We start from the raw sequence: 17,793 nt of genomic DNA, 5'->3' as shown, positions 1-17,793 counted from the left end.
CGAGGCCGCGCGTCAGTTCGAAATCCCGAGGACCTGTGCCGTCCCTGGGCCGCCCAACTCTGTTGAGACCTCAGGGAACCGGATTCATGGCTCTTGTCCTTCCGGACCGGCCGGATAGGATTGTCCCGTTTCTTCAAAGTCATTTTACCCCGAAGGTCTTTCGCGATGAGCTTAGACGCCCTGCGTCCGTTCAAGAGCCGTCCGGACGTTACCCCGCGCCATCACCTGCTCGCGCTTGCCATTTTCCTCGGGTCGACCGGCTCCGCGGCCGCGTTGACCAAGGAGGCAGCGATCGAGAATTGCCGGATGAGCGTCGGCAAACCGATCGTGCAGGCCTGCATGCGCGCTGGCGGCGGACCCGCCGGGGGCGCCAATCTCGAAGCCTGCCGCGCCAAGGCCTCGCCTCAGGTCAAGGCTTGCGTGATGGCGGCGCTGAATGCTGCCAATGGTCGTGCCAATATCGCGGTCGAGCTTCCCAAGGAAACGGCGCCCAAGCTCGAGGTAGGTGCCGCGCTCCCGAAGGATTTCGTTGCGCCGCCGCGCAGCATTGCCGACATCACGGCGGTCCTCGACGGCGACAAGCCCGACGAGAAGATGATCGCGGAATTGAAATCGGACGCCGACGCCGCGCCCAGCGGTAAGGAATCCCGCCAGGATCTCGCTCAGCTCTATTTCGATCGCGCCAACGCACGCGCTCAGCTCGGTCGGCTGGCCGAAGCGATCTCCGATTCCGACAAGGCCGTGGAGGTGGGGCGCGGCGCGGTCGGTCCGCAATTGCTAGGACGGATTCTTCAACTCCAGTCGCTGCAATATGCTCTCGCCGGCGATCCGAAGCGCTCGCTCGAGATCATGCAGAGGCTTCTGCGCGAATCGGCCAGCATGCCGGGCGCCAAGGGATTGCAGTTCAACACCAACCGCGCCGTCGCGTCCGTCCTCATCCAGATGGGCGATGTCGCCCAGGCCGAAGCCTATGTCCGCCGCAGCCAGATCGCGATCCAGGAGGCCCGCACCAGCGGTCATCCCAATTGGCGGTCGGCTTACGCGAAGTTCGGCCAGAGCTGGGAAGGCGAGTTGGAGCTCTCGCGCGCCCTGATCTTCGAGGCGCGCGGGCAGTTTGCCGACGCCGAGGCCGCATATCGCAAGGCCGAGCTGCGCAAGCGCGCAAGTACGAAGGCAGTCATGGAATCCGACAATCCGCCGGCGGAGACCATCCTGCTGCAGGCGATCGACGGCATGGTGCTGAATCAAGCCCGCATGAAGGCCAGGCAGGGCAGGCTCGCCGAGGCTGAGGTGGATGCGCGCCGCGCGCTGCTCTCGCGCCTGAAGGATACCGGCAAGTACAATTCCGTCACGCCGCGCTTCGTGATGGGGCTGGCGGGCATTCTGGTCGACCAGGGTCGTTACGAGGAGGCCGAGAAGCTCGGCCGTGTCGCCCTCGAGATCAACAAGAAGGTCGGCGTGCCGGAGGAGTCGCAGGCGACGGTGCAGTTGCTGTCGCAGCTTGCAGGCATCCTGACGCTGCGCCGCCAGACCGCCGAGGCGGGCGAGATGTTTGCCAGGATCGACAAGGCCGTCGCCGGCTGGGATTCGCAGCGCCGTCAGGTGTTCGAACTCAATCCGTCTCGTATCCTGTCGCTCTATGGTTCCGGACAGTTGGACGCAGGCATTGCCGCCGCCGAGCAGCTCGTGAAGAAGCAGATCGCCCGGGTCGGCGAGAACCATTTCGATGCCGCTTCGGCGCGCGGCACGTTGGCCGTCGGACTGATGCGCGCTCGGCGCGACTCCGATGCGATCAGGGAGTTCAAGGCGGCCATTCCGGTCATGATGGCGAGCGCCAATGAGAACGCCGATGACGAGAACACCACGGTGGTGGCCGCGCGCAGCCAGCGGCTGCAAACCATCGTCGAAAGTTACTTGATGCTGCTCGCCAGGGCCGAAGGGACCGGCAAGGACGTCGGGGAAGAGACGTTCGGCCTCGCCGACGCTGTCCGCGGCCGTTCGGTCCAGCAGGCGCTGGCGGCTTCGAGTGCGCGCGCGGCGGCAAAGGATCCCGCGCTCGCCGACCTCGTGCGCAAGGAGCAGGACTTGACCAAGCAGGTCAACGCCCAGCTCGGTACGCTCAACAACGTGCTTGCGCTCCCCGCCGCGGAACGGGACGACAAGGGCGTTGCGCAAATCCAGGCCTCGATCGCGGCACTGCGCGGACAGCGCGACAAGGCACGCCAGGAGATCAAGCAGAAATTCCCAATCTACGCCGATCTTGTCTCACCCCGGCCGCCGAGTGTCGCGGAAATCCGCGCCACGCTGGCCGACAACGAGGCCATGCTGTCGTTCTATTTCGGCCAGAACGGCAGCTTCGTCTGGGCCGTGCCGAAGTCGGGGCCTGTCGCATTCGCCGCCGTGCAGGCGAAGATCGGCGATATCGAAAGCAAGATCCGCAAGCTGCGCGAAGCGCTCGAACCGCAGGCCGCGATGATCTCGGACATCCCGCCGTTCGACCTCAAGCTCGGCTATGAACTCTACGAGCTGTTGCTCAGGCCCGTTGAGAGCGGATGGAAGCCGGCCAGGAACCTGATCGTCGTGACCAATGGCGCGCTCGGCCTGTTGCCACTGTCATTGTTGCCGACGGCGCCGGCGGAGGTCGCCGCCGACGAGGATCCGCTGTTCATCGGTTACCGCAACGTGGCGTGGCTGGCGCGAACCCATGCCGTGTCGACGGTCCCATCCGCGGCGGCGTTGCGCACGCTGCGGCAACTGCCGCCGGGCAAGCCGGGACGCGGCGACCTCGTCGCCTTCGGCGATCCCTACTTCAACAGGGAACAGCAGGCTGAGGCGGACGGCGCCGGGGAGAAAGTTCAGGTCGCCGACGCGGGTGGCAATGTCACGCGCGGCGGCCCGCTCAAGCGGCGCAACAGTCCGAAGCTCGATGGCGTCGACAGCGCCGAGCTTGGTTTGCTGCCGCGGCTACCCGACACCGCGGACGAGCTGAAATCGATCGCGCTGGCGCTGCAGGCCGATCCCTCGAAAGTCCTGTTCCTAGGCAAGGACGCCACCGAGAATGCGGTAAAGACCATGAATCTGTCCGGCTTCAGAATCCTGGCCTTTGCCACCCACGGCCTCGTCCCGGGCGAGCTGAACGGGCTCACGCAGCCAGCACTCGCCTTGTCCTCGCCGGCGGTGACGGGAGAGGGCGGCGACGGCCTCCTGACCATGGAGGAGATATTGGGTCTCAAGCTCGATGCTGACTGGGTGATCCTGTCGGCCTGCAACACCGGTGCGGGCGCTGGCGCAGGGGCCGAGGCGGCGTCCGGGCTTGGGCGCGCATTCTTCTACGCTGGAACGCGTGCGCTCCTAGTGACGAACTGGTCGGTGCATTCGCAGTCGGCGCGGCAATTGGTGACGGACTTGTTCAAACGGCAGGCCGACGATCCCAAGCTGTCGCGCAGCGAAGCGCTGCGTCAGGCGGCGATGGCTCTCGTCGATGGTCCGGGCTATCTCGACAGCGAAGGAAAAACCGAGTTTGCCTATGCGCATCCGCTGTTCTGGGCGCCGTACACGATCATCGGCGATGGCGGCGTGCGCTGACAAACAAATGAGGGAAGGGGTGAACGGACGATGACGCGGAATGTCTTGTTGGGCATTGTGGCGGCAGCTTTGTTGCTTTCGGCACCTGCGCACGCCACGCAATTGATCACCGAGGAAGAAGCCAAGCTGCCGCCGCCGAAGGGAGCGGTCGCGGCCGACCGGCGCGGCATTCTGCGCGGTCCCAAGGTCGAATTCATCTCGCCCGGCGGTGCCGTCAGCTCACCGATGCCGCTGGTGTTGAAGTTCGAGTCGTTCGGCGGGGCTAAGATCGACCCGGAATCGGTCAAGGTGATCTTCCTCCGCACGCCCAACGTGGACCTCACTCCGCGGGTCAAGCCATTCGTGAAAGCGGAAGGCATCAACATGCTCGACGCGGAGCTGCCACCGGGGGAATACACCGTGCGGGTCGACGTCAAGGACAGCGATGGTCGGCCCGGCACGACCATCTTTACCTTGAAGGTTGCACCCAAGTGACGTGTCCTTACTGCCGGGCTGACAGCGCCGAGGGTGCGCTGGTCTGCGCTGCCTGCGGGCGCGACATCGCCGTGCCCGCCACGTTGATCGCCGAGAGAGACGATCTCCTGCGCAAACGGGAGGAACTGCGCGATGAACTGAGGCGCGCCAGAGCCGAAATCGAAGCCGTCACAAGGCGAAGGAAGTCGCGCTAGCGATGGAATGTCCGTTCTGCGCCGAAACCATCAAGGATGAAGCGATCGCGTGCAAGCATTGCTCGCGGGACTTACGCGTCGTGCAGCCGATGCTGCGCGAGATCGACGACATTGTCGCCGATCTGGACAAGCTCAGGCGCGACCTCGACCGCATCAATGTCCGGCTGGAGCGCTACAACAATCCGCTGCGTTATTACGGCACGCACGCGGTGCTCTACGTTGCCATTCCATCCCTCCTGCTGGTGGTCGCGCATGTGCTCGTGACCATCACCTTCAACGTATCCGCGCTCCCGCTTCGGATCGCGTCGATCGCGATACCACTTCTGTTCGGCTTCGTGGCCTATCCGTTGCACCGCGTCTCTACCTTGCCCGCCTTCGTGCTGGCGTTCCTGACGGCAGGTGTCAGCATCCTGTCGATGCTGACGGTAACCGGAGTTCACGATCATGTCCCGATCTTGCCAGAAGCGTGGATCGAATGGCGCGAGGTGTTCGAATATGGCGCTAGCATCCTGCTTGCCTTCGTCTCCGGAAACATCTTGAGCGTGGTGATCTTCCAAGTGCTGCCGCGGGTTTTGACCCAGGGCGGCAAGCCGAATGCGTTTGCCTTTCGCGTGGCGCGCTTGCTCGGCCAGCACGTCGGCGAAGAGCAACTGCGCCGCCGCGCCCGCCTAATTCAGGATCTCATGCAGACCGTCGGGCCGCTGGCCGGCGTGGCCGCGACCGGTATCGGCTCTATCTATGCCGGCTTGAAGGGCTTGTTGGGTTAGCTCGGTCTTTAGCCCCAGCGCGCGGTCCGGCCGGCCGCTGCTTCTGCAGCTTCCCCACAAACTCCTTCAGCGCGTCCGCCAGCGGGACCGAGGCGCGGTAGGCGAGGCCGACCTCGCGCGTCACCTTGACCTCGATCTCGCGCACCGCGATGTCGGGATTGCCGCGCGCCAAGCCCTCGGGGACGATGGCAATGCCGACACCGGCCGCGACCAGCGCGATGGCCCAATCCTCGGATTGTGCGATCGCAGCGGTCTGGCGCCGCTGCGCATTGCGGCCGAAGAACGCGCTTTGTTCACAATGGCAGCGGTCGATCAGCGGGACGCCGGCGAGATCGGCGGTGCGAAGCTTGTCCTTCAGCGTCAGCGGATGCGACGGCGGCAGCGCGGCGACGTAGCGCTCGCTCCACAGCGCGACGAACTGCTCGTCCTTGCGCAGCATGCTCTTCGAGATGATGCGCGCATCCGCCTGCTCGTCGCTGCCGACGAGGCGGAGCGCGACGTCGCTGCGCGCCGTCAGCGGCTTCAAGAGCGCGATCGTGCGAGGCACGTCGAGCGTGCGCATCAGGCCGAGCGTGACATTGGTCTTCGTGCTCGGCTTCCTGAACAGGCTGCGCGCCGCGTCGGTCTCGTCGATGATGCGGCGCGCCAGAATGTGAAACTGCTCGGCCGAGGCGGTCGGCGCCACGCCCTTCTTGTGCCGGATGAACAGCGTGGTGCCGAGCTCGGCCTCGAGACTGGTGATCGCGGTCGAAATCGACGGCTGCGACACGAAGCAGGCCCGTGCGGCGGAAGTCAGATTGCGTTCGCGGTAGACGGCGGCGAAATAGCGAAGCTCGCGGATGTCCATAGGATAAGCCTAGAGATAGCATCAATAATCGATATTTTACCTATGACGAGAGCGATGACAAGAACGGCTGCTCAGGACAGGCGAGGGTCATCCATGAAAATCCACCACCTCAACACCGGCACGATGTGCCCGCTCGGCCGCCGCTTGGTGAACGGCTCTGGCGGCCTGTTCCAGCGCGCCCGCCTGGTCTGCCATTGCCTGCTGATGGAGACCGGGGACGGACTCGCTCTGGTCGATACCGGCATCGGTCTTGGCGACATCGCGACGCCCGAGCGGCTGGGGCGGCGGTGGGTCCGGCAGACCGCGCCAAAGCTCGATCCCGCGGAGACGGCGGTCGAACAGGTGAGGGCGCTCGGCTATTCACCCAACGACGTGCGTCACCTGCTGTTGACACATCTCGACCGCGATCACGCCGGCGGCGTACCCGATTTTCCCCACGCCGCGATTCACGTCCATCGCGCCGAATACGACATGGCGGTAGAGCGCAAGCCGGCGCCGCCGGAAGGGCGCTATGTCACGGGGCAGTGGAGCCACGGGCCGCGCTGGCAATTCTATGGCGAAGCCGGCGAGGACTGGTTCGGCTTCAAAGGCGTGCGTGCGCTCGGCGACACGGAAGCCGATATCCTGATGATCCCGCTTGCCGGGCACACGCTCGGCCATTGCGGCATCGCGGTGCGCTCGGGCGACAAATGGCTGCTGCATGCCGGCGACAGCTACTTCCATCATGCTCAGCTCGACCCATCGCCGCGCGTGCCCCTGATGCTCGGCTACTTCCAGCGCCGCGGCGACATGGACCGCGCGATGCGGATCGCCAACCAGGCCCGGCTGCGCGCGCTGAAGCGCGATCACGGCGATCGCGTGACGATCGTCAACAGCCACGATCCCGCCGATTACGAGCGCTGCCGCTGCGGCGCGCATTGAGCGCGGCAGCGCCTCAGCGCTGCCCGTCGTGCACGGAGATCTCGGATGCCTTCAGGCCCCCGATGCGCGCGTGGGGGCGGCCGCCGGTTGCCATCACGAGGCCGAAGGCGATCTCGTCACGTCTCGGTGCGTCCCACAGCGTCATCTCCGCGGCGCCGAAATGGCTGCGGACATAGCACGCGTGGATGTGGCCGAGCGGCACCATCAGCCGCGTGCCGGGACCGCCGATGGTCTTTGCCGCCGGCACGATCGCCTTCGGTTGTCCCAACACCTCGCGCATGCCCTGGCCGCCGGCTTCATGCCAGACCGCGCCATGCTCAAGCTCGCCGTCCTCGCCGACGATGATGCCCTTGCCATAGGCCTCGATGCGCTCTGCGCCGCCGAGCTGCGCGATCAGTGCGCCAGCGAGCTCGCGGCCCAGGCCGCGCAAGGAGGCCTGGAACGGGATCAGATCCGGCTCATAGCGGCCGGCGAAGGGATTGCGGATCACGGCAATCGCGGTGCCGACCAGCAGCGGCTCCTCCAGCCGGGGCCCGCGCTCGTGCCAGACGGTCTCGACGCCGAGCGCGGTCTTGCGAATGTCGTAGGACATGCGGCGTTTTACGCCTCGTCCACGACGGGATTGCGGAGCACGCCGATATTCTCGATCTCGACCTCGACCACGTCGCCCGGCTTGAGGAAGACCGGCGGCTTGCGGGTGAAGCCGACGCCGGCCGGCGTGCCTGTCGCGATGACGTCGCCGGGCACGAGGTCGAAGATGGTCGAGCAATATTCAATCAGCCGCGGGATCGAGAAGATCAGCATCGAGGTGTCGGAGGACTGCACGGTCGCCCCGTTGACGCGCGTCTCCAGCTTGAGTTTCGTCGGGTCGCCGATCTCGTCCAGCGTGACCAGCCACGGACCGAACGGGCCGGTGCCGACAAAATTCTTGCCGGAGGCGATCTGCTGCGCATGGCGCTGCCAGTCGCGCACGCTGACGTCGTTGTAGATCGAGTAGCCCGCAACGTGAGTCCAGGCGTCGCCCTGGCTGATGTGACGGCCGCCCTTGCCGATCACCACGGCGAGCTCACCCTCCCAGTCGAAATTGTCCGAGACTTTGGGCCGGATCACCGGCGCGTTGTGGCCGACCTGGGAGCGCCAGACCCGCAGGAAGATCGGCGGAAACTCCGTGATCTCGCGCTTCATGCCGAACGCCACGGCTTCGTTGTGGTGGTCGAGATAGTTGCGCACGGCGCAGACGATCTTCTCGGGGCGCGGGATCACCGGCAGGTATTTGACGTCGCTCAACGCCAGCGTCGGCTTGTGCTGGGCGACGATGGCGTCGCGCTTGGCGTAGTCATCGCTGCCGAGGAAGTCCGCGAGCGTGGGGTATTGGGGCAGGGCACGGCCGAGATCGACCACGCCGTTTTCGACAACGGCACCCCAGCTTTCCCGATTTCCTTCCAAGAACGACAGCAGCTTCATGGTTTCGCCCCAAGGGTTCTAATTTTCGATCTGGTATATTATTTTCGAAAATCGGTCGGGGCGCAAGCCCACCCTGTGAAAATGCCGCCGCCTATTCGCTGTCGAGCAGGTGGGCGGCGTATTTTGCGACATTATCCGCGGTGGTGCGGATATGGGTCTCGATCAGCTGCACGGCGAGATCGGCGTTGCGCGAGATCGCGGCCTGCATGATGGCCTGGTGTTCGCCAGCCTTGTCGCGCGGGCGCGGCCGGAAATTGGCCGACAGGTGCCGGTAGCGCTCCGCACGGTCGAACAGCTCGGCGCGAATGGCGAGCAACGTCGCCGAGCCGCAAGCAGACACCAGTGCTTGGTGGAATTGCCGATGCGCGATCTTCCATTCGGGGTCGCGCAGGGGATGTTCGGGATCGCGCTGCTCGATCCGCTTCAGGCGATGCAGCGTGGAGATGACAGCGATTTCCCAGTCGTCGTCGCCGCGCTCGATCGACCGGCGGATCAATTCCACCTCGATCAGCACCCGCGCGTCGGTCACTTCAATCAGGTCCTGGCGGCTGACCGGCGCGACGCGAAAGCCGCGCTGCTCCTGCGCGTCGACCAGGCCTTCGGCGGCGAGCGCGGTCAGCGCCTCACGCAGCGTCGTAAAACTCGCGCCGAACCGCTCGCGCAGCACGTCGAAGCGCAGCGGCTCGCCCGGCGCAAGCGCGCAGGCAATGATTTCCTCGCGCAGCCGATGCGTGATGTCGGCGGCGATGGTCTTGCCGAATTCCTTGCGCGGGCGAACGGCGCTGTCAGCCATGGGGTCTGCCATTGAATCGATGCCCCAAGATGCCGTGCCAACGACCATCTTGCAATAATTTTCGTAATGAGTATGATTTTCGAAAATACGGCTTGGGAGGCTGAGGACGTCATGAGAGCGGTGCTGGTGCGTCAGCCGGGTGGGCCGGATGCACTCGAAATGGTCGAGCTTCCGATGCCTGCGCCCGGTGCTGGCCAGGTGCAGATCCGGGCCGAAGCATTCGGGGTCGGTCAGCCCGACGTGCTGATCCGGCGCGGCGTCTACAAATGGATGCCGCCGCTGCCGGCCAATCCGGGCAATGACGTCGCGGGGCACATCGCCGCTCTCGGATCCGGCGTTGCGGGACTTGCGATCGGCCAGAAGGTGCTGCTGAGCGCGCGCGATCTTGCCCAGCGCGGCGGCTGTTATGCCGACTACGTCGTCGCGCCCGCGGATGCTGTTCACGCGCTGCCCGACAATGTCGATCTGCAAGCCGCGGTGTGCCTGTCGAACTACCAGGTGGCCTATGCCCTGCTGCACGAGTGCCGCCATCCGCGCGCGCCGGCCAGCGTGCTGGTGATTGGCGCCGCCGGCGGCGTCGGCACCGCGCTGGTGCAGCTGGCCAAGCTCGCCGGGATGACTGTGATCGGCACGGTCTCCACCGAGGAGAAGGCTGCCTTCGCGAAAGCGAACGGCGCCGATCACATTATCTTCTACCGCAGCGAGGACGTGGTGGCGCGCACCCGCGAGCTGACGGGGGGCGAGGGCGTCGGCCTCGTGCTCGATCATGTCTGCGGTCCCGAGTTTACCGGCTATCTTGGCGCACTCGGCAAATGGGGCACGCTGCTGTCCTACAACGCCTTCGCGGGACTTCCGGAAGAAAACCTGATGGCGGCGATGCGCAACCATCTCGACATTTGTCCGGCGATACGATGCTTCTCCTTCCACATCTACGACCACGATCGCGACGGCCGCCGCGCCCTGATGCGCAGCGTGATCGAGGCGCTCGGCCGCAACGCGATCAAGCCGGCGATCTCGGCCGTGCTGAGGCTCGACGAGGTCAGGAAAGCGCATACGCTGCTGGAGCAGGGCTCGGCGCTCGGCAAGATCATCATGATTCCATGAGGGGGTGGATTGCACGATGAGCACACAAGCACCCATTGCACGCTTCACCCGGCTGCGGCACGCGACCTTCACCTCGCCGGATCCGGAGCGGCTGCTCGACTATTATCGCGGCGTGATCGGCCTTGGCCTCGTTGCCCGCGATGGCGACCGCCTGTTCCTTGCCAGCGAGTCCGAGCAGCTCTCGCTCGTGATCGAGCCTGGTGATGCCGCGCTCGGCAGCATCGCCTTTGAAATCTCCCCGGAGGTCGAGATCGACGCACTGGGCGCCGCGCTGAAGCAGGCGGATCTGCGGCCCGAGCTGCGGAGCGATCCGTTGCCCGGTGTTTCCAGACTGCTGTCCTTTACCGATCCGGAAGGCACGCGCTTCGAGCTGATCCAGGGCTGGACGCCGACGCCCGCGCAGGAGCGGATCGGCGGGTTCGCGGTCGCCAAGCTCGGCCATGTCGCGCTGCGCACGCCTGACCCGAAAGCCGCCTCGGAGTTTTACGCGAACGTGATGGGCCTGCGCGTCTCCGACTGGATCGAGGACCGCTTCGTCTTCATGCGCAGCGGCTTCGAGCATCACACGCTCAATTTTGCCCGCGCGCCCGTCCGCAGTCTTCATCACTTCGCCTTCGAGCTGCGGGGCCCCGACCACATGCATCGCGCCTGCGATCATCTCGCGCGGCACAAGCTGCCCGTGCTCTGGGGGCCGGTGCGTCACGGCCCCGGCCACAACACCGCGATCTATCACCGCAATCCCGATGGCCACCTGGTCGAGCTGTTCCATGATCTCGACCGGATGGTGGACGAGGAGCTCGGCTATTTCGAGCCGCGTCCCTGGCACCGCGATCGCCCGCAGCGGCCGAAGGTCTGGGTCGGGCTGCCGCGCGACGTCTGGGGCATGCCGCCATCGCCTGAATGCACCGAGTTCGCGCGCTAGCGCGATCACGACTTGAAGACGCCGCACGCGCTGCGGCCAACGATAGAACAATCAAGGGGAGAAGCATCCATGCAAGGGATGAAGCGGCTTGCTGCGGCCATTTTTCTGCTCGGCGTTTTTCTTGCCAGTTGTCTGGCCGGTCCGGCATCGGCGGAGAATTATCCGTCGCGTCCGATCCGCCTGCTGCATGGCTTTGCCGCCGGCGGTGCGGCCGACACGCTCTCGCGCATCATCGCCGACGGACTGTCGAAGAAGCTGGGCCAGCCGGTTATCGTCGAGGCCAAGCCGGGCGCCGGCGGCAACATCGCGGCGGATGCGGTCGCCAAGGCGGCGCCTGACGGTTATACGCTCGGGCTCGTCACCGGCGCCCACGCGATTTCCGCGGCGACCTACAAGAGCCTCGCCTATCAGCCGGCCGACAGCTTCGAGATGATCTCGACGCTGGTCTACTACGCGCTCGTCATCGCCGTGCGCAACGACTATCCCGCGAAATCGCTGGGCGAGCTCATTGCGATCGCCAAGGCGAAGCCCGGCTCGCTCAGCTTCGGATCGGTGGGTTTCGGCTCGACCCATCACCTCGCGGGAGAATTGCTCAACGCCACGGCCGGAATCGAGATGGTGCACGTGCCGTATCGCGGCGATTCCCAATCCACCACCGCGCTGCTCGGCGGCGACGTTCCTGTCGTCGTCGGCACGCCCGTTTTGCTCGCTCCGCAAATCCAGAGCGGCGCGATCCGCGGCCTTGCCGTGACCTCGCCGGCGCGCACCGCGTTGCTGCCCGATGTCCCGACGGTGCAGGAGGCGGGCATCAAGGGTTACGACGTGCGCACCTGGGCCGGCCTGCTGGCCCCCAAGGGAACGCCGCTTGCCATCATCGCCGCGCTCAATGCCGCAACGCTGGACTCGCTGAGGGATCCCGAGCTCAAGCAGCGGCTGGAGACGGCCGTCGGCGGCGAGGTCCGCGGCAGTTCGCCGGAGGAGATGAAGAAGCTGATCGAGACCGAGATCGCCAAATGGACCGGCGTGGTGGAGCGGGCAAAGATCCCGAAGATCTGAGCCGGGCAGGGGACCGCGCGATGCCGGCCGGGCCCTCTGCTCACGAATGCTTGATCCGGATCAACAAGCGCCGCCGGCTCTGGGATATGTTAGGAAGAAGGCATCGCGGCCCGAAAGGTAAATTCATCTAGATGCGGTTCGTCCGTACCATCCTGGCATTTGCCATCGCCATTTCCCTGGCGATGCTGCCGGTTGGCGTGTCCGCATCAAGCCTTGCCACGTCGTCGGACGACATGCACGCGACCATGCAGATGGGCGGCGACGCCGAGATGGCGATGGACGATTGCTGCCCCGACATGAAGGGACCGGCCTCCACCACGGGCAGCTACAAATGCGGGATGGGCTTCTGCTGCGTCGGCGGGCTCGTTGCGCTCGATGACGTCAGGCCCGTCGTCTTCGGGCATTTCGCCGTCGCGGCGAGCACGCTTCCCATCCCTGAGGACCAGGTCGTCTCCGTCCGCGGCGGCCCTCCTCCCTTCCGACCTCCTCGAATCTGATCTCGCCAAGCCCAAAGACGCGTGCGGTATGCCTCGCGCGCGAGGACTGACGTGCGCGCTTCCGGCGCCACGGCGAAGATCAGATCATGAGGACAAGACAATGCTTGCCAAATTCAGCACAGCGGCGCTCGCCGCCACCCTTTCGCTTGCCGCTTCCGCCGCGATGGCGGGCGCCGGCGACTACGCCTTCGAGCCCGTCACGGCGCAAATGAAGAAGGGCGACGACGTCACGCTCTCGGTGCGCCTGACCAACAAGCAGACCGGCAAGCCGGTGGCGGACGCCGTTATCTTCAAGACCCGCGTCGACATGGCCCCGGACGGCATGGCTGAGATGGAATCGGCCGTGGCGCCGTTGCCGTCGCAGGAGCCGGGCGTCTACGCCTTCAGGACCGACCTGCCGATGGCGGGCCGTTACCAGGTCACGCTGTCGGCCAAGGTGCAGGGCGAGGCTGAGACCGTCACCGGCAAGGTGATCGTCACGGCGATCAAGTGAGCGTCCGGACGCGCCCCGCGGCGTCCGGACTTCTCTGTCCCTTTCACATGGACACGATCACATCATGACAACGCTGCGTCTCCTGACTGTTCTCGCGCTGGGCGGTGGCCTCGCGCTGGGCGCGACCTGGGCCTTGTTCGACGGGCATTGGTCCGTTCACGCCGAGGCAACGCCGGCTGCGGCCGAGGCGAACCGGGCTCCGCTCTATTACCGCGATCCCAGCGGCGCGCCGTTCTGGTCCGCCGCTCCGAAGAAGGATGACCGCAGCCGCGACTATCTGCCGGTCTACGAGGACGGCCAAGCCGCCGCTGCGGCACCGAAGCCGCCGCCGCAGGCGGCGTCATCGCGAAGGATCCTCTACTACCGCAATCCCATGGGCCTGCCCGACACCTCGCCGGTGCCGAAGAAGGACCCGATGGGGATGAACTACATCCCCGTCTACGAAGGCGACGAGGTCGACGACGGCACGGTAAAACTCTCGCCGGGCAAGATTCAGCGCACCGGCGTGAAATCCGAGCCCGTCGAACGGCGCGCGATCCGCGTCACGGTCAAGGCGCCCGGCACGATCCAACTCGACGAGCGCCGCATCTCGGTGATCGCGATGCGCGCCGAAAGCTTCGTGCAAGAGGTTGCCGACGTCACCACCGGCACGCGCGTGAGGGTAGGCCAGCCGCTGATGGAGATCTACAGTTCGGCGGTCGCCTCCGCCGCGGCGGAATATCTCGCGACGATTACCTCGAAGACGGTGGGCGGCGTCGAGATGTACGGCCGCGGCTCGCGGCAGCGGCTAATGAACCTCAACGTGCCCGAACAAATCATCGCTGAGATGGAGCGGACGCGCGTCGCGCCCGTCACCGTGCATTGGTCGGCGCCGCGCGACGGCATCGTGCTCGAACGCAGCGCGATCGAAGGCATGCGCGCCAATCCCGGCGACGTGTTGTTCCGGATCGCGGATATCTCGCTGGTCTGGGCGCTGGTCGACGTCGCCGAGCGCGATCTCGGCACGATCGCGGTGGGGCAGCCAGTGGCGGTGCGCGCGCGGAGCTTTCCCGGCCGCATCTTCAGCGGCAAGATCGCCGTGGTTTATCCGCAGGTGAACCGCGACACCAGGACGGTGCGCGTCCGCATCGAGCTCGCCAATCCCGATGCTGTGCTGCTGCCGGACATGTATGTCGATGCCGACATCGACACGGCCGATGGCGCGCCCGTGCTGGCGATCCAGGACAGCGCGGTGCTCGACACCGGCGCGCGTCAGGCCGTCCTGGTCGACAAGGGCGAGGGCCGCTTCGAGCCGCGCGAGGTGAAGCTTGGCCGGCGCGGCGGCGGCTATTTCGAGGTGCGCGACGGACTCGCTGACGGCGAGGTGGTGGTCACCTCCGCCAACTTCCTGATCGATGCGGAAAGCAATCTGAAGGCCGCGCTCAAAGGCTTTGCCGAAGCCGCGCCGCAGGCTTCCGAACCCGGCCACGCCGCGGGAGAGCACAAATGATCGCCCGCATCATCGCCTGGTCGGCGCGCAATCTGCTGCTGGTGCTGTTCGGTACCGGCTTTGCGGCCGCCGCCGGTCTCTATGCGCTGATCCATCTGCCGCTGGATGCGATCCCGGACCTCTCCGACACCCAGGTCATCGTCTACACCGAATATCCCGGCCAGGCGCCGCAGGTGATCGAGGATCAGGTAACCTATCCCCTGACCACGGCGATGCTGACCGTGCCGAAATCGAAGGTCGTGCGCGGCTTCTCCTTCTTCGGCGTGTCGTTCGTCTACGTGATCTTCGAGGACGGCACCGACATCTACTGGGCGCGTTCGCGCGTGCTGGAGTTTTTGAACGGCGCGGCGTCGCGGTTGCCCGCCGGCGTCAGCCCGACCATCGGGCCCGATGCCACCGGCGTCGGCTGGGTCTATCAGTACGCGGTGATGTCGAAAGAATTGAATCTCGCCGACCTCAGGACGATCCAGGACTGGAACCTGAAGTTCGCGCTGGCCAAGGCCGAAGGCGTCGCCGAAATCGCTGGCATCGGCGGCTTCGTCAAGCAGTACAACGTGGTGCTCGATCCGCAGCGGATGCGCGATCGCGGCATCAGCATGCAGAAGATTCGCGACGCGATCCGCGCCAGCAACGCCGATGTCGGCGGGCGCACCGTCGAGCTCGCCGAGTTCGAATACGTCATCCGCGGCAAGGGCTACATCAAGAGCATCAACGATCTCGGCAACATCGTGCTGAAGACGAGCAACGGCACGCCGGTGCTGCTCCGCGACGTTGCCCATGTCGAGCTCGGACCGGACGAGCGCAGGGGCATTACCGAGCTGAACGGCGAGGGCGAGGTCGCAAGCGGCATCGTGCTGCAGCGCTTCGGCGTCAACGCCCTCGACGTCATCGAGAACGTCAAGCGACGCTTCAAGGAGATCGCGAGCAGCCTGCCGGCATCGGTCGAGATCGTCCCGGTCTACGACCGCTCCAGCCTGATCTACGCGGCGATCGACACGCTCAAGCACACGCTGTTCGAGGAGAGCATCGTCGTCGCGCTGGTCTGCATCGTGTTCCTGCTGCACGTCCGCAGCGCGCTGGTCGCGATCCTGATGCTGCCGGTCGGCGTGCTGATGGCGTTCGGCGCCATGAAGCTGCTCGGCCTCGGCTCGAACATCATGAGCCTAGGGGGCATCGCGATCGCGATCGGCGCCATGGTCGATGCCGCGATTGTCATGATCGAGAACGCGCACAAGCATCTCGAACGCGCCAAGCCCGATCAGTCGCGCGTGCAGATCCTGATCGATGCCGCCTCGGAAGTCGGTCCTGCGCTGTTCTTCAGCCTGCTGATCATCACCGTGTCGTTCATGCCGATCTTCACGCTGGAATCGCAGGAGGGGCGGCTGTTCAGTCCGCTCGCCTTCACCAAGACGTTCTCGATGGCCGCTGCGGCCCTCTTGTCCGTCACGCTGGTGCCGGCGCTGATGGTGATCTTCGTCCGCGGCCGGATCGTGCCGGAGGGCAGGAATGTCATCAATCGCTTCCTGATCTGGATCTACCGGCCGGTCATCAAGGGCGTGCTTCGCGCCAAGACGCTGGTGATCCTCGCCGCCGTCGCAGTGCTCGCGGTCACCGCTTGGCCGGCAGGCCGGCTCGGCACCGAGTTCATGCCGACGCTGAACGAGGGCACGCTGCTCTACATGCCGACCACGCTGCCCGGCATCTCCGTCACCAAGGCGGCCGAGCTGATGCAGACTCAGGACCGCATCATCAAATCATTCCCCGAGGTCGCCTCGGTCTACGGCAAGGCTGGACGGGCGGCGACCGCGACCGACCCGGCGCCGACCGAGATGTTCGAGACGGTGGTCAATCTGAAGCCGAAGGAGGCTTGGCGCCCCGGCGTCACCGTCGACAGCCTGATCGCCGAGATGGACAAGGCGCTGCAATTCCCTGGTGTCTCCAACGCCTGGACCATGCCGATCAAGGCGCGCATCGACATGCTGTCCACCGGCATCCGCACGCCTGTCGGCGTCAAGGTCATGGGCACCGATCTCGTCGAGATCGACCGCCTGGCGCGGCAGGTCGAACGCGTGATCAAGACGGTTCCGGGCACGTCATCGGCCTATGCCGAGCGCGGCATCGGCGGCTATTATCTCGAGATCGTGCCGGACCGCGAGGCGCTCGCCCGCTACGGCATCCTGATCCAGGACGTTCAGGACACCATCGCTGCTGCGCTCGGCGGCCAGACGGTGACGACGACCGTGGAGGGCCGGCAGCGCTTCACGGTGAACATGCGCTATCCGCGCGACCTCCGCGACAATCCCAAGGCGATCGCCAGCGAAATCCTGGTGCCGATGCCGGCGGGCGGCGCCGTGCCGCTCGGCGAGGTCGCCAAGGTCGAGCCGGCGCGCGGACCGACCTCGATCCGCACCGAGAACGGCCAGCTCGCGACCTACATCTATGTCGACATCCGCGATCGCGACATCGGCAGCTACGTCGCGGATGCGCAACGCGCGGTGACGGAGAGCATCCAGTTTCCCGCCGGCACCTATGTGGTCTGGAGCGGACAGTACGAATATCTGCAGCGCGCCGCCGCGCGCCTCAAGATCGTGGTGCCCGTGACGCTCACGATCATCTTCCTGCTGCTGTACCTGAATTTCAAGGCGTTGACCGAGACCCTGATCGTGATGCTGTCGCTGCCGTTCGCGCTGGTCGGCGGCATCTGGATGATGTGGTGGTTCGGCTTCAACCTGTCGGTCGCGGTCGCCGTCGGCTTCATCGCGCTCGCGGGCGTCGCCGCCGAGACCGGCGTCGTCATGCTGATCTACCTCGATCACGCACTGGCCGAGATGAAGGCAAGGTGCGGCACCGAGGGTAGGGTCTTCACCCGTGCCGATCTTCACGACGCCATCATGGTCGGCGCGGTCGAGCGCGTCCGGCCCAAGATGATGACCGTGGTCGCTATCATGGCGGGCCTGCTGCCGATCATGTGGAGCACCGGAACGGGATCGGAGATCATGCAACGCATCGCGCTGCCGATGATCGGCGGAATGATCTCGTCGACCCTGCTGACGCTGATCGTGATCCCCGCGATCTTCGGCCTGGTGAAGGGGCGGGGACTGCCTGATGGCGAGCAGCCGGCGCTGGCCGATAGCCATGCCGTTGAAGCGGTCAGCGCCGTGCAGGCGTCGCAAGCGGCGGAGTAGGA

15 protein-coding genes are annotated in these 17,793 nt (G+C 65.7%); 11 read left to right on the top strand and 4 right to left on the bottom strand.

Annotated features, from left to right (window positions below; genetic code table 11):
- Nucleotides 1-165: 165 nt before the first annotated feature.
- From RPS27_RS34805 to RPS27_RS34795, 3 genes are all read left to right on the top strand, one after another.
- Nucleotides 166-3,585, top strand: coding sequence for a CHAT domain-containing protein (locus RPS27_RS34805; RefSeq protein WP_212067154.1), 3,420 nt, complete (start codon nucleotides 166-168; stop codon nucleotides 3,583-3,585).
- A 57-nt stretch (nucleotides 3,586-3,642) separates the two neighbouring features.
- Complete coding sequence (locus tag RPS27_RS34800; RefSeq protein WP_246776497.1) at nucleotides 3,643-4,059, top strand: Ig domain-containing protein; 417 nt, start codon at nucleotides 3,643-3,645, stop codon at nucleotides 4,057-4,059.
- 196 nt (nucleotides 4,060-4,255) lie between these two features.
- Entirely contained in the window at nucleotides 4,256-5,020 is a 765-nt protein-coding gene (locus RPS27_RS34795) for a hypothetical protein (RefSeq protein ID WP_211417648.1), read from the top strand.
- On the opposite strand, the gene RPS27_RS34790 is transcribed toward RPS27_RS34795, so the two are convergent.
- Nucleotides 4,986-5,867 carry a LysR family transcriptional regulator gene (locus tag RPS27_RS34790; RefSeq protein ID WP_212067153.1) on the bottom strand — a complete coding sequence of 294 codons (882 nt, stop codon included), beginning with the start codon at nucleotides 5,865-5,867 and terminating at the stop codon, nucleotides 4,986-4,988. The two genes, RPS27_RS34795 and RPS27_RS34790, sit on opposite strands and share 35 nt — an antisense overlap.
- A 93-nt stretch (nucleotides 5,868-5,960) precedes the next feature.
- Between RPS27_RS34790 and RPS27_RS34785 the strand changes: the two genes are divergently transcribed.
- A complete protein-coding gene (locus tag RPS27_RS34785) occupies nucleotides 5,961-6,788 on the top strand; it encodes an MBL fold metallo-hydrolase (RefSeq protein ID WP_211417646.1) in 828 nt (275 codons plus the stop codon).
- 13 nt (nucleotides 6,789-6,801) lie between these two features.
- Here RPS27_RS34785 and RPS27_RS34780 read toward each other — a convergent pair whose 3' ends face one another.
- The 3 genes from RPS27_RS34780 to RPS27_RS34770 form a co-directional block, all read right to left on the bottom strand.
- Nucleotides 6,802-7,380 (bottom strand): amino acid synthesis family protein, encoded by a 579-nt coding sequence (locus RPS27_RS34780; RefSeq protein WP_212067152.1) that lies wholly within the window; start codon nucleotides 7,378-7,380, stop codon nucleotides 6,802-6,804.
- 8 nt (nucleotides 7,381-7,388) lie between these two features.
- On the bottom strand, nucleotides 7,389-8,252 hold the full coding sequence (locus tag RPS27_RS34775; RefSeq protein ID WP_313754987.1) for a fumarylacetoacetate hydrolase family protein: 864 nt from the start codon (nucleotides 8,250-8,252) through the stop codon (nucleotides 7,389-7,391).
- A 91-nt stretch (nucleotides 8,253-8,343) separates the two neighbouring features.
- Nucleotides 8,344-9,045, bottom strand: a complete 702-nt coding sequence (locus RPS27_RS34770; RefSeq protein WP_212067150.1) for an FCD domain-containing protein — start codon at nucleotides 9,043-9,045, stop codon at nucleotides 8,344-8,346.
- A gap of 66 nt (nucleotides 9,046-9,111) precedes the next feature.
- Here RPS27_RS34770 and RPS27_RS34765 point away from each other — a divergent pair, with 66 nt between their 5' ends.
- From RPS27_RS34765 to RPS27_RS34735, 7 genes are all read left to right on the top strand, one after another.
- The gene (locus RPS27_RS34765) at nucleotides 9,112-10,149 is read left to right on the top strand and encodes a zinc-dependent alcohol dehydrogenase family protein (protein ID WP_313754986.1); all 1,038 of its coding nucleotides are present in this window, start codon (nucleotides 9,112-9,114) and stop codon (nucleotides 10,147-10,149) included.
- A 16-nt stretch (nucleotides 10,150-10,165) separates the two neighbouring features.
- Nucleotides 10,166-11,071 carry a VOC family protein gene (locus RPS27_RS34760; RefSeq protein WP_212067148.1) on the top strand — a complete coding sequence of 302 codons (906 nt, stop codon included), beginning with the start codon at nucleotides 10,166-10,168 and terminating at the stop codon, nucleotides 11,069-11,071.
- Nucleotides 11,072-11,140: 69 nt separating this feature from the next.
- Nucleotides 11,141-12,127: a tripartite tricarboxylate transporter substrate binding protein gene (locus RPS27_RS34755; protein ID WP_212067147.1), complete on the top strand. Its 987-nt coding sequence runs from the start codon at nucleotides 11,141-11,143 to the stop codon at nucleotides 12,125-12,127.
- A gap of 131 nt (nucleotides 12,128-12,258) precedes the next feature.
- On the top strand, nucleotides 12,259-12,624 hold the full coding sequence (locus RPS27_RS34750) for a hypothetical protein (protein WP_212067146.1): 366 nt from the start codon (nucleotides 12,259-12,261) through the stop codon (nucleotides 12,622-12,624).
- Between the two features lie 100 nt (nucleotides 12,625-12,724).
- Nucleotides 12,725-13,117, top strand: a complete 393-nt coding sequence (locus RPS27_RS34745; RefSeq protein ID WP_212067145.1) for a FixH family protein — start codon at nucleotides 12,725-12,727, stop codon at nucleotides 13,115-13,117.
- A gap of 64 nt (nucleotides 13,118-13,181) precedes the next feature.
- Nucleotides 13,182-14,606, top strand: a complete 1,425-nt coding sequence (locus tag RPS27_RS34740) for an efflux RND transporter periplasmic adaptor subunit (RefSeq protein ID WP_212067144.1) — start codon at nucleotides 13,182-13,184, stop codon at nucleotides 14,604-14,606.
- Nucleotides 14,603-17,791: an efflux RND transporter permease subunit gene (locus RPS27_RS34735; RefSeq protein WP_313754985.1), complete on the top strand. Its 3,189-nt coding sequence runs from the start codon at nucleotides 14,603-14,605 to the stop codon at nucleotides 17,789-17,791. The genes RPS27_RS34740 and RPS27_RS34735 overlap by 4 nt, the downstream gene beginning before the upstream one ends.
- Nucleotides 17,792-17,793: the final 2 nt, after the last annotated feature.

Source organism: Bradyrhizobium sp. WYCCWR 12699, assembly GCF_032144035.1.
Taxonomy (GTDB): domain Bacteria; phylum Pseudomonadota; class Alphaproteobacteria; order Rhizobiales; family Xanthobacteraceae; genus Bradyrhizobium.
This window is presented reverse-complemented; position numbering and strand designations above follow the sequence as displayed.

Bases quoted from the DNA above. Each gene is read 5' to 3' on its own strand.
- RPS27_RS34755 (WP_212067147.1), top strand. From the start codon at position 11,141: ATGCAAGGGATGAAGCGGCTTGCTGCGGCCATTTTTCTGCTCGGCGTT.
- RPS27_RS34740 (WP_212067144.1), top strand. From the start codon at position 13,182: ATGACAACGCTGCGTCTCCTGACTGTTCTCGCGCTGGGCGGTGGCCTC.
- RPS27_RS34775 (WP_313754987.1), bottom strand. From the start codon at position 8,252: ATGAAGCTGCTGTCGTTCTTGGAAGGAAATCGGGAAAGCTGGGGTGCC.
- RPS27_RS34770 (WP_212067150.1), bottom strand. From the start codon at position 9,045: ATGGCTGACAGCGCCGTTCGCCCGCGCAAGGAATTCGGCAAGACCATC.
- RPS27_RS34745 (WP_212067145.1), top strand. From the start codon at position 12,725: ATGCTTGCCAAATTCAGCACAGCGGCGCTCGCCGCCACCCTTTCGCTT.
- RPS27_RS34805 (WP_212067154.1), top strand. From the start codon at position 166: ATGAGCTTAGACGCCCTGCGTCCGTTCAAGAGCCGTCCGGACGTTACC.
- RPS27_RS34750 (WP_212067146.1), top strand. From the start codon at position 12,259: ATGCGGTTCGTCCGTACCATCCTGGCATTTGCCATCGCCATTTCCCTG.
- RPS27_RS34780 (WP_212067152.1), bottom strand. From the start codon at position 7,380: ATGTCCTACGACATTCGCAAGACCGCGCTCGGCGTCGAGACCGTCTGG.
- RPS27_RS34735 (WP_313754985.1), top strand. From the start codon at position 14,603: ATGATCGCCCGCATCATCGCCTGGTCGGCGCGCAATCTGCTGCTGGTG.
- RPS27_RS34765 (WP_313754986.1), top strand. From the start codon at position 9,112: ATGAGTATGATTTTCGAAAATACGGCTTGGGAGGCTGAGGACGTCATG.
- RPS27_RS34760 (WP_212067148.1), top strand. From the start codon at position 10,166: ATGAGCACACAAGCACCCATTGCACGCTTCACCCGGCTGCGGCACGCG.
- RPS27_RS34795 (WP_211417648.1), top strand. From the start codon at position 4,256: ATGGAATGTCCGTTCTGCGCCGAAACCATCAAGGATGAAGCGATCGCG.
- RPS27_RS34790 (WP_212067153.1), bottom strand. From the start codon at position 5,867: ATGGACATCCGCGAGCTTCGCTATTTCGCCGCCGTCTACCGCGAACGC.
- RPS27_RS34785 (WP_211417646.1), top strand. From the start codon at position 5,961: ATGAAAATCCACCACCTCAACACCGGCACGATGTGCCCGCTCGGCCGC.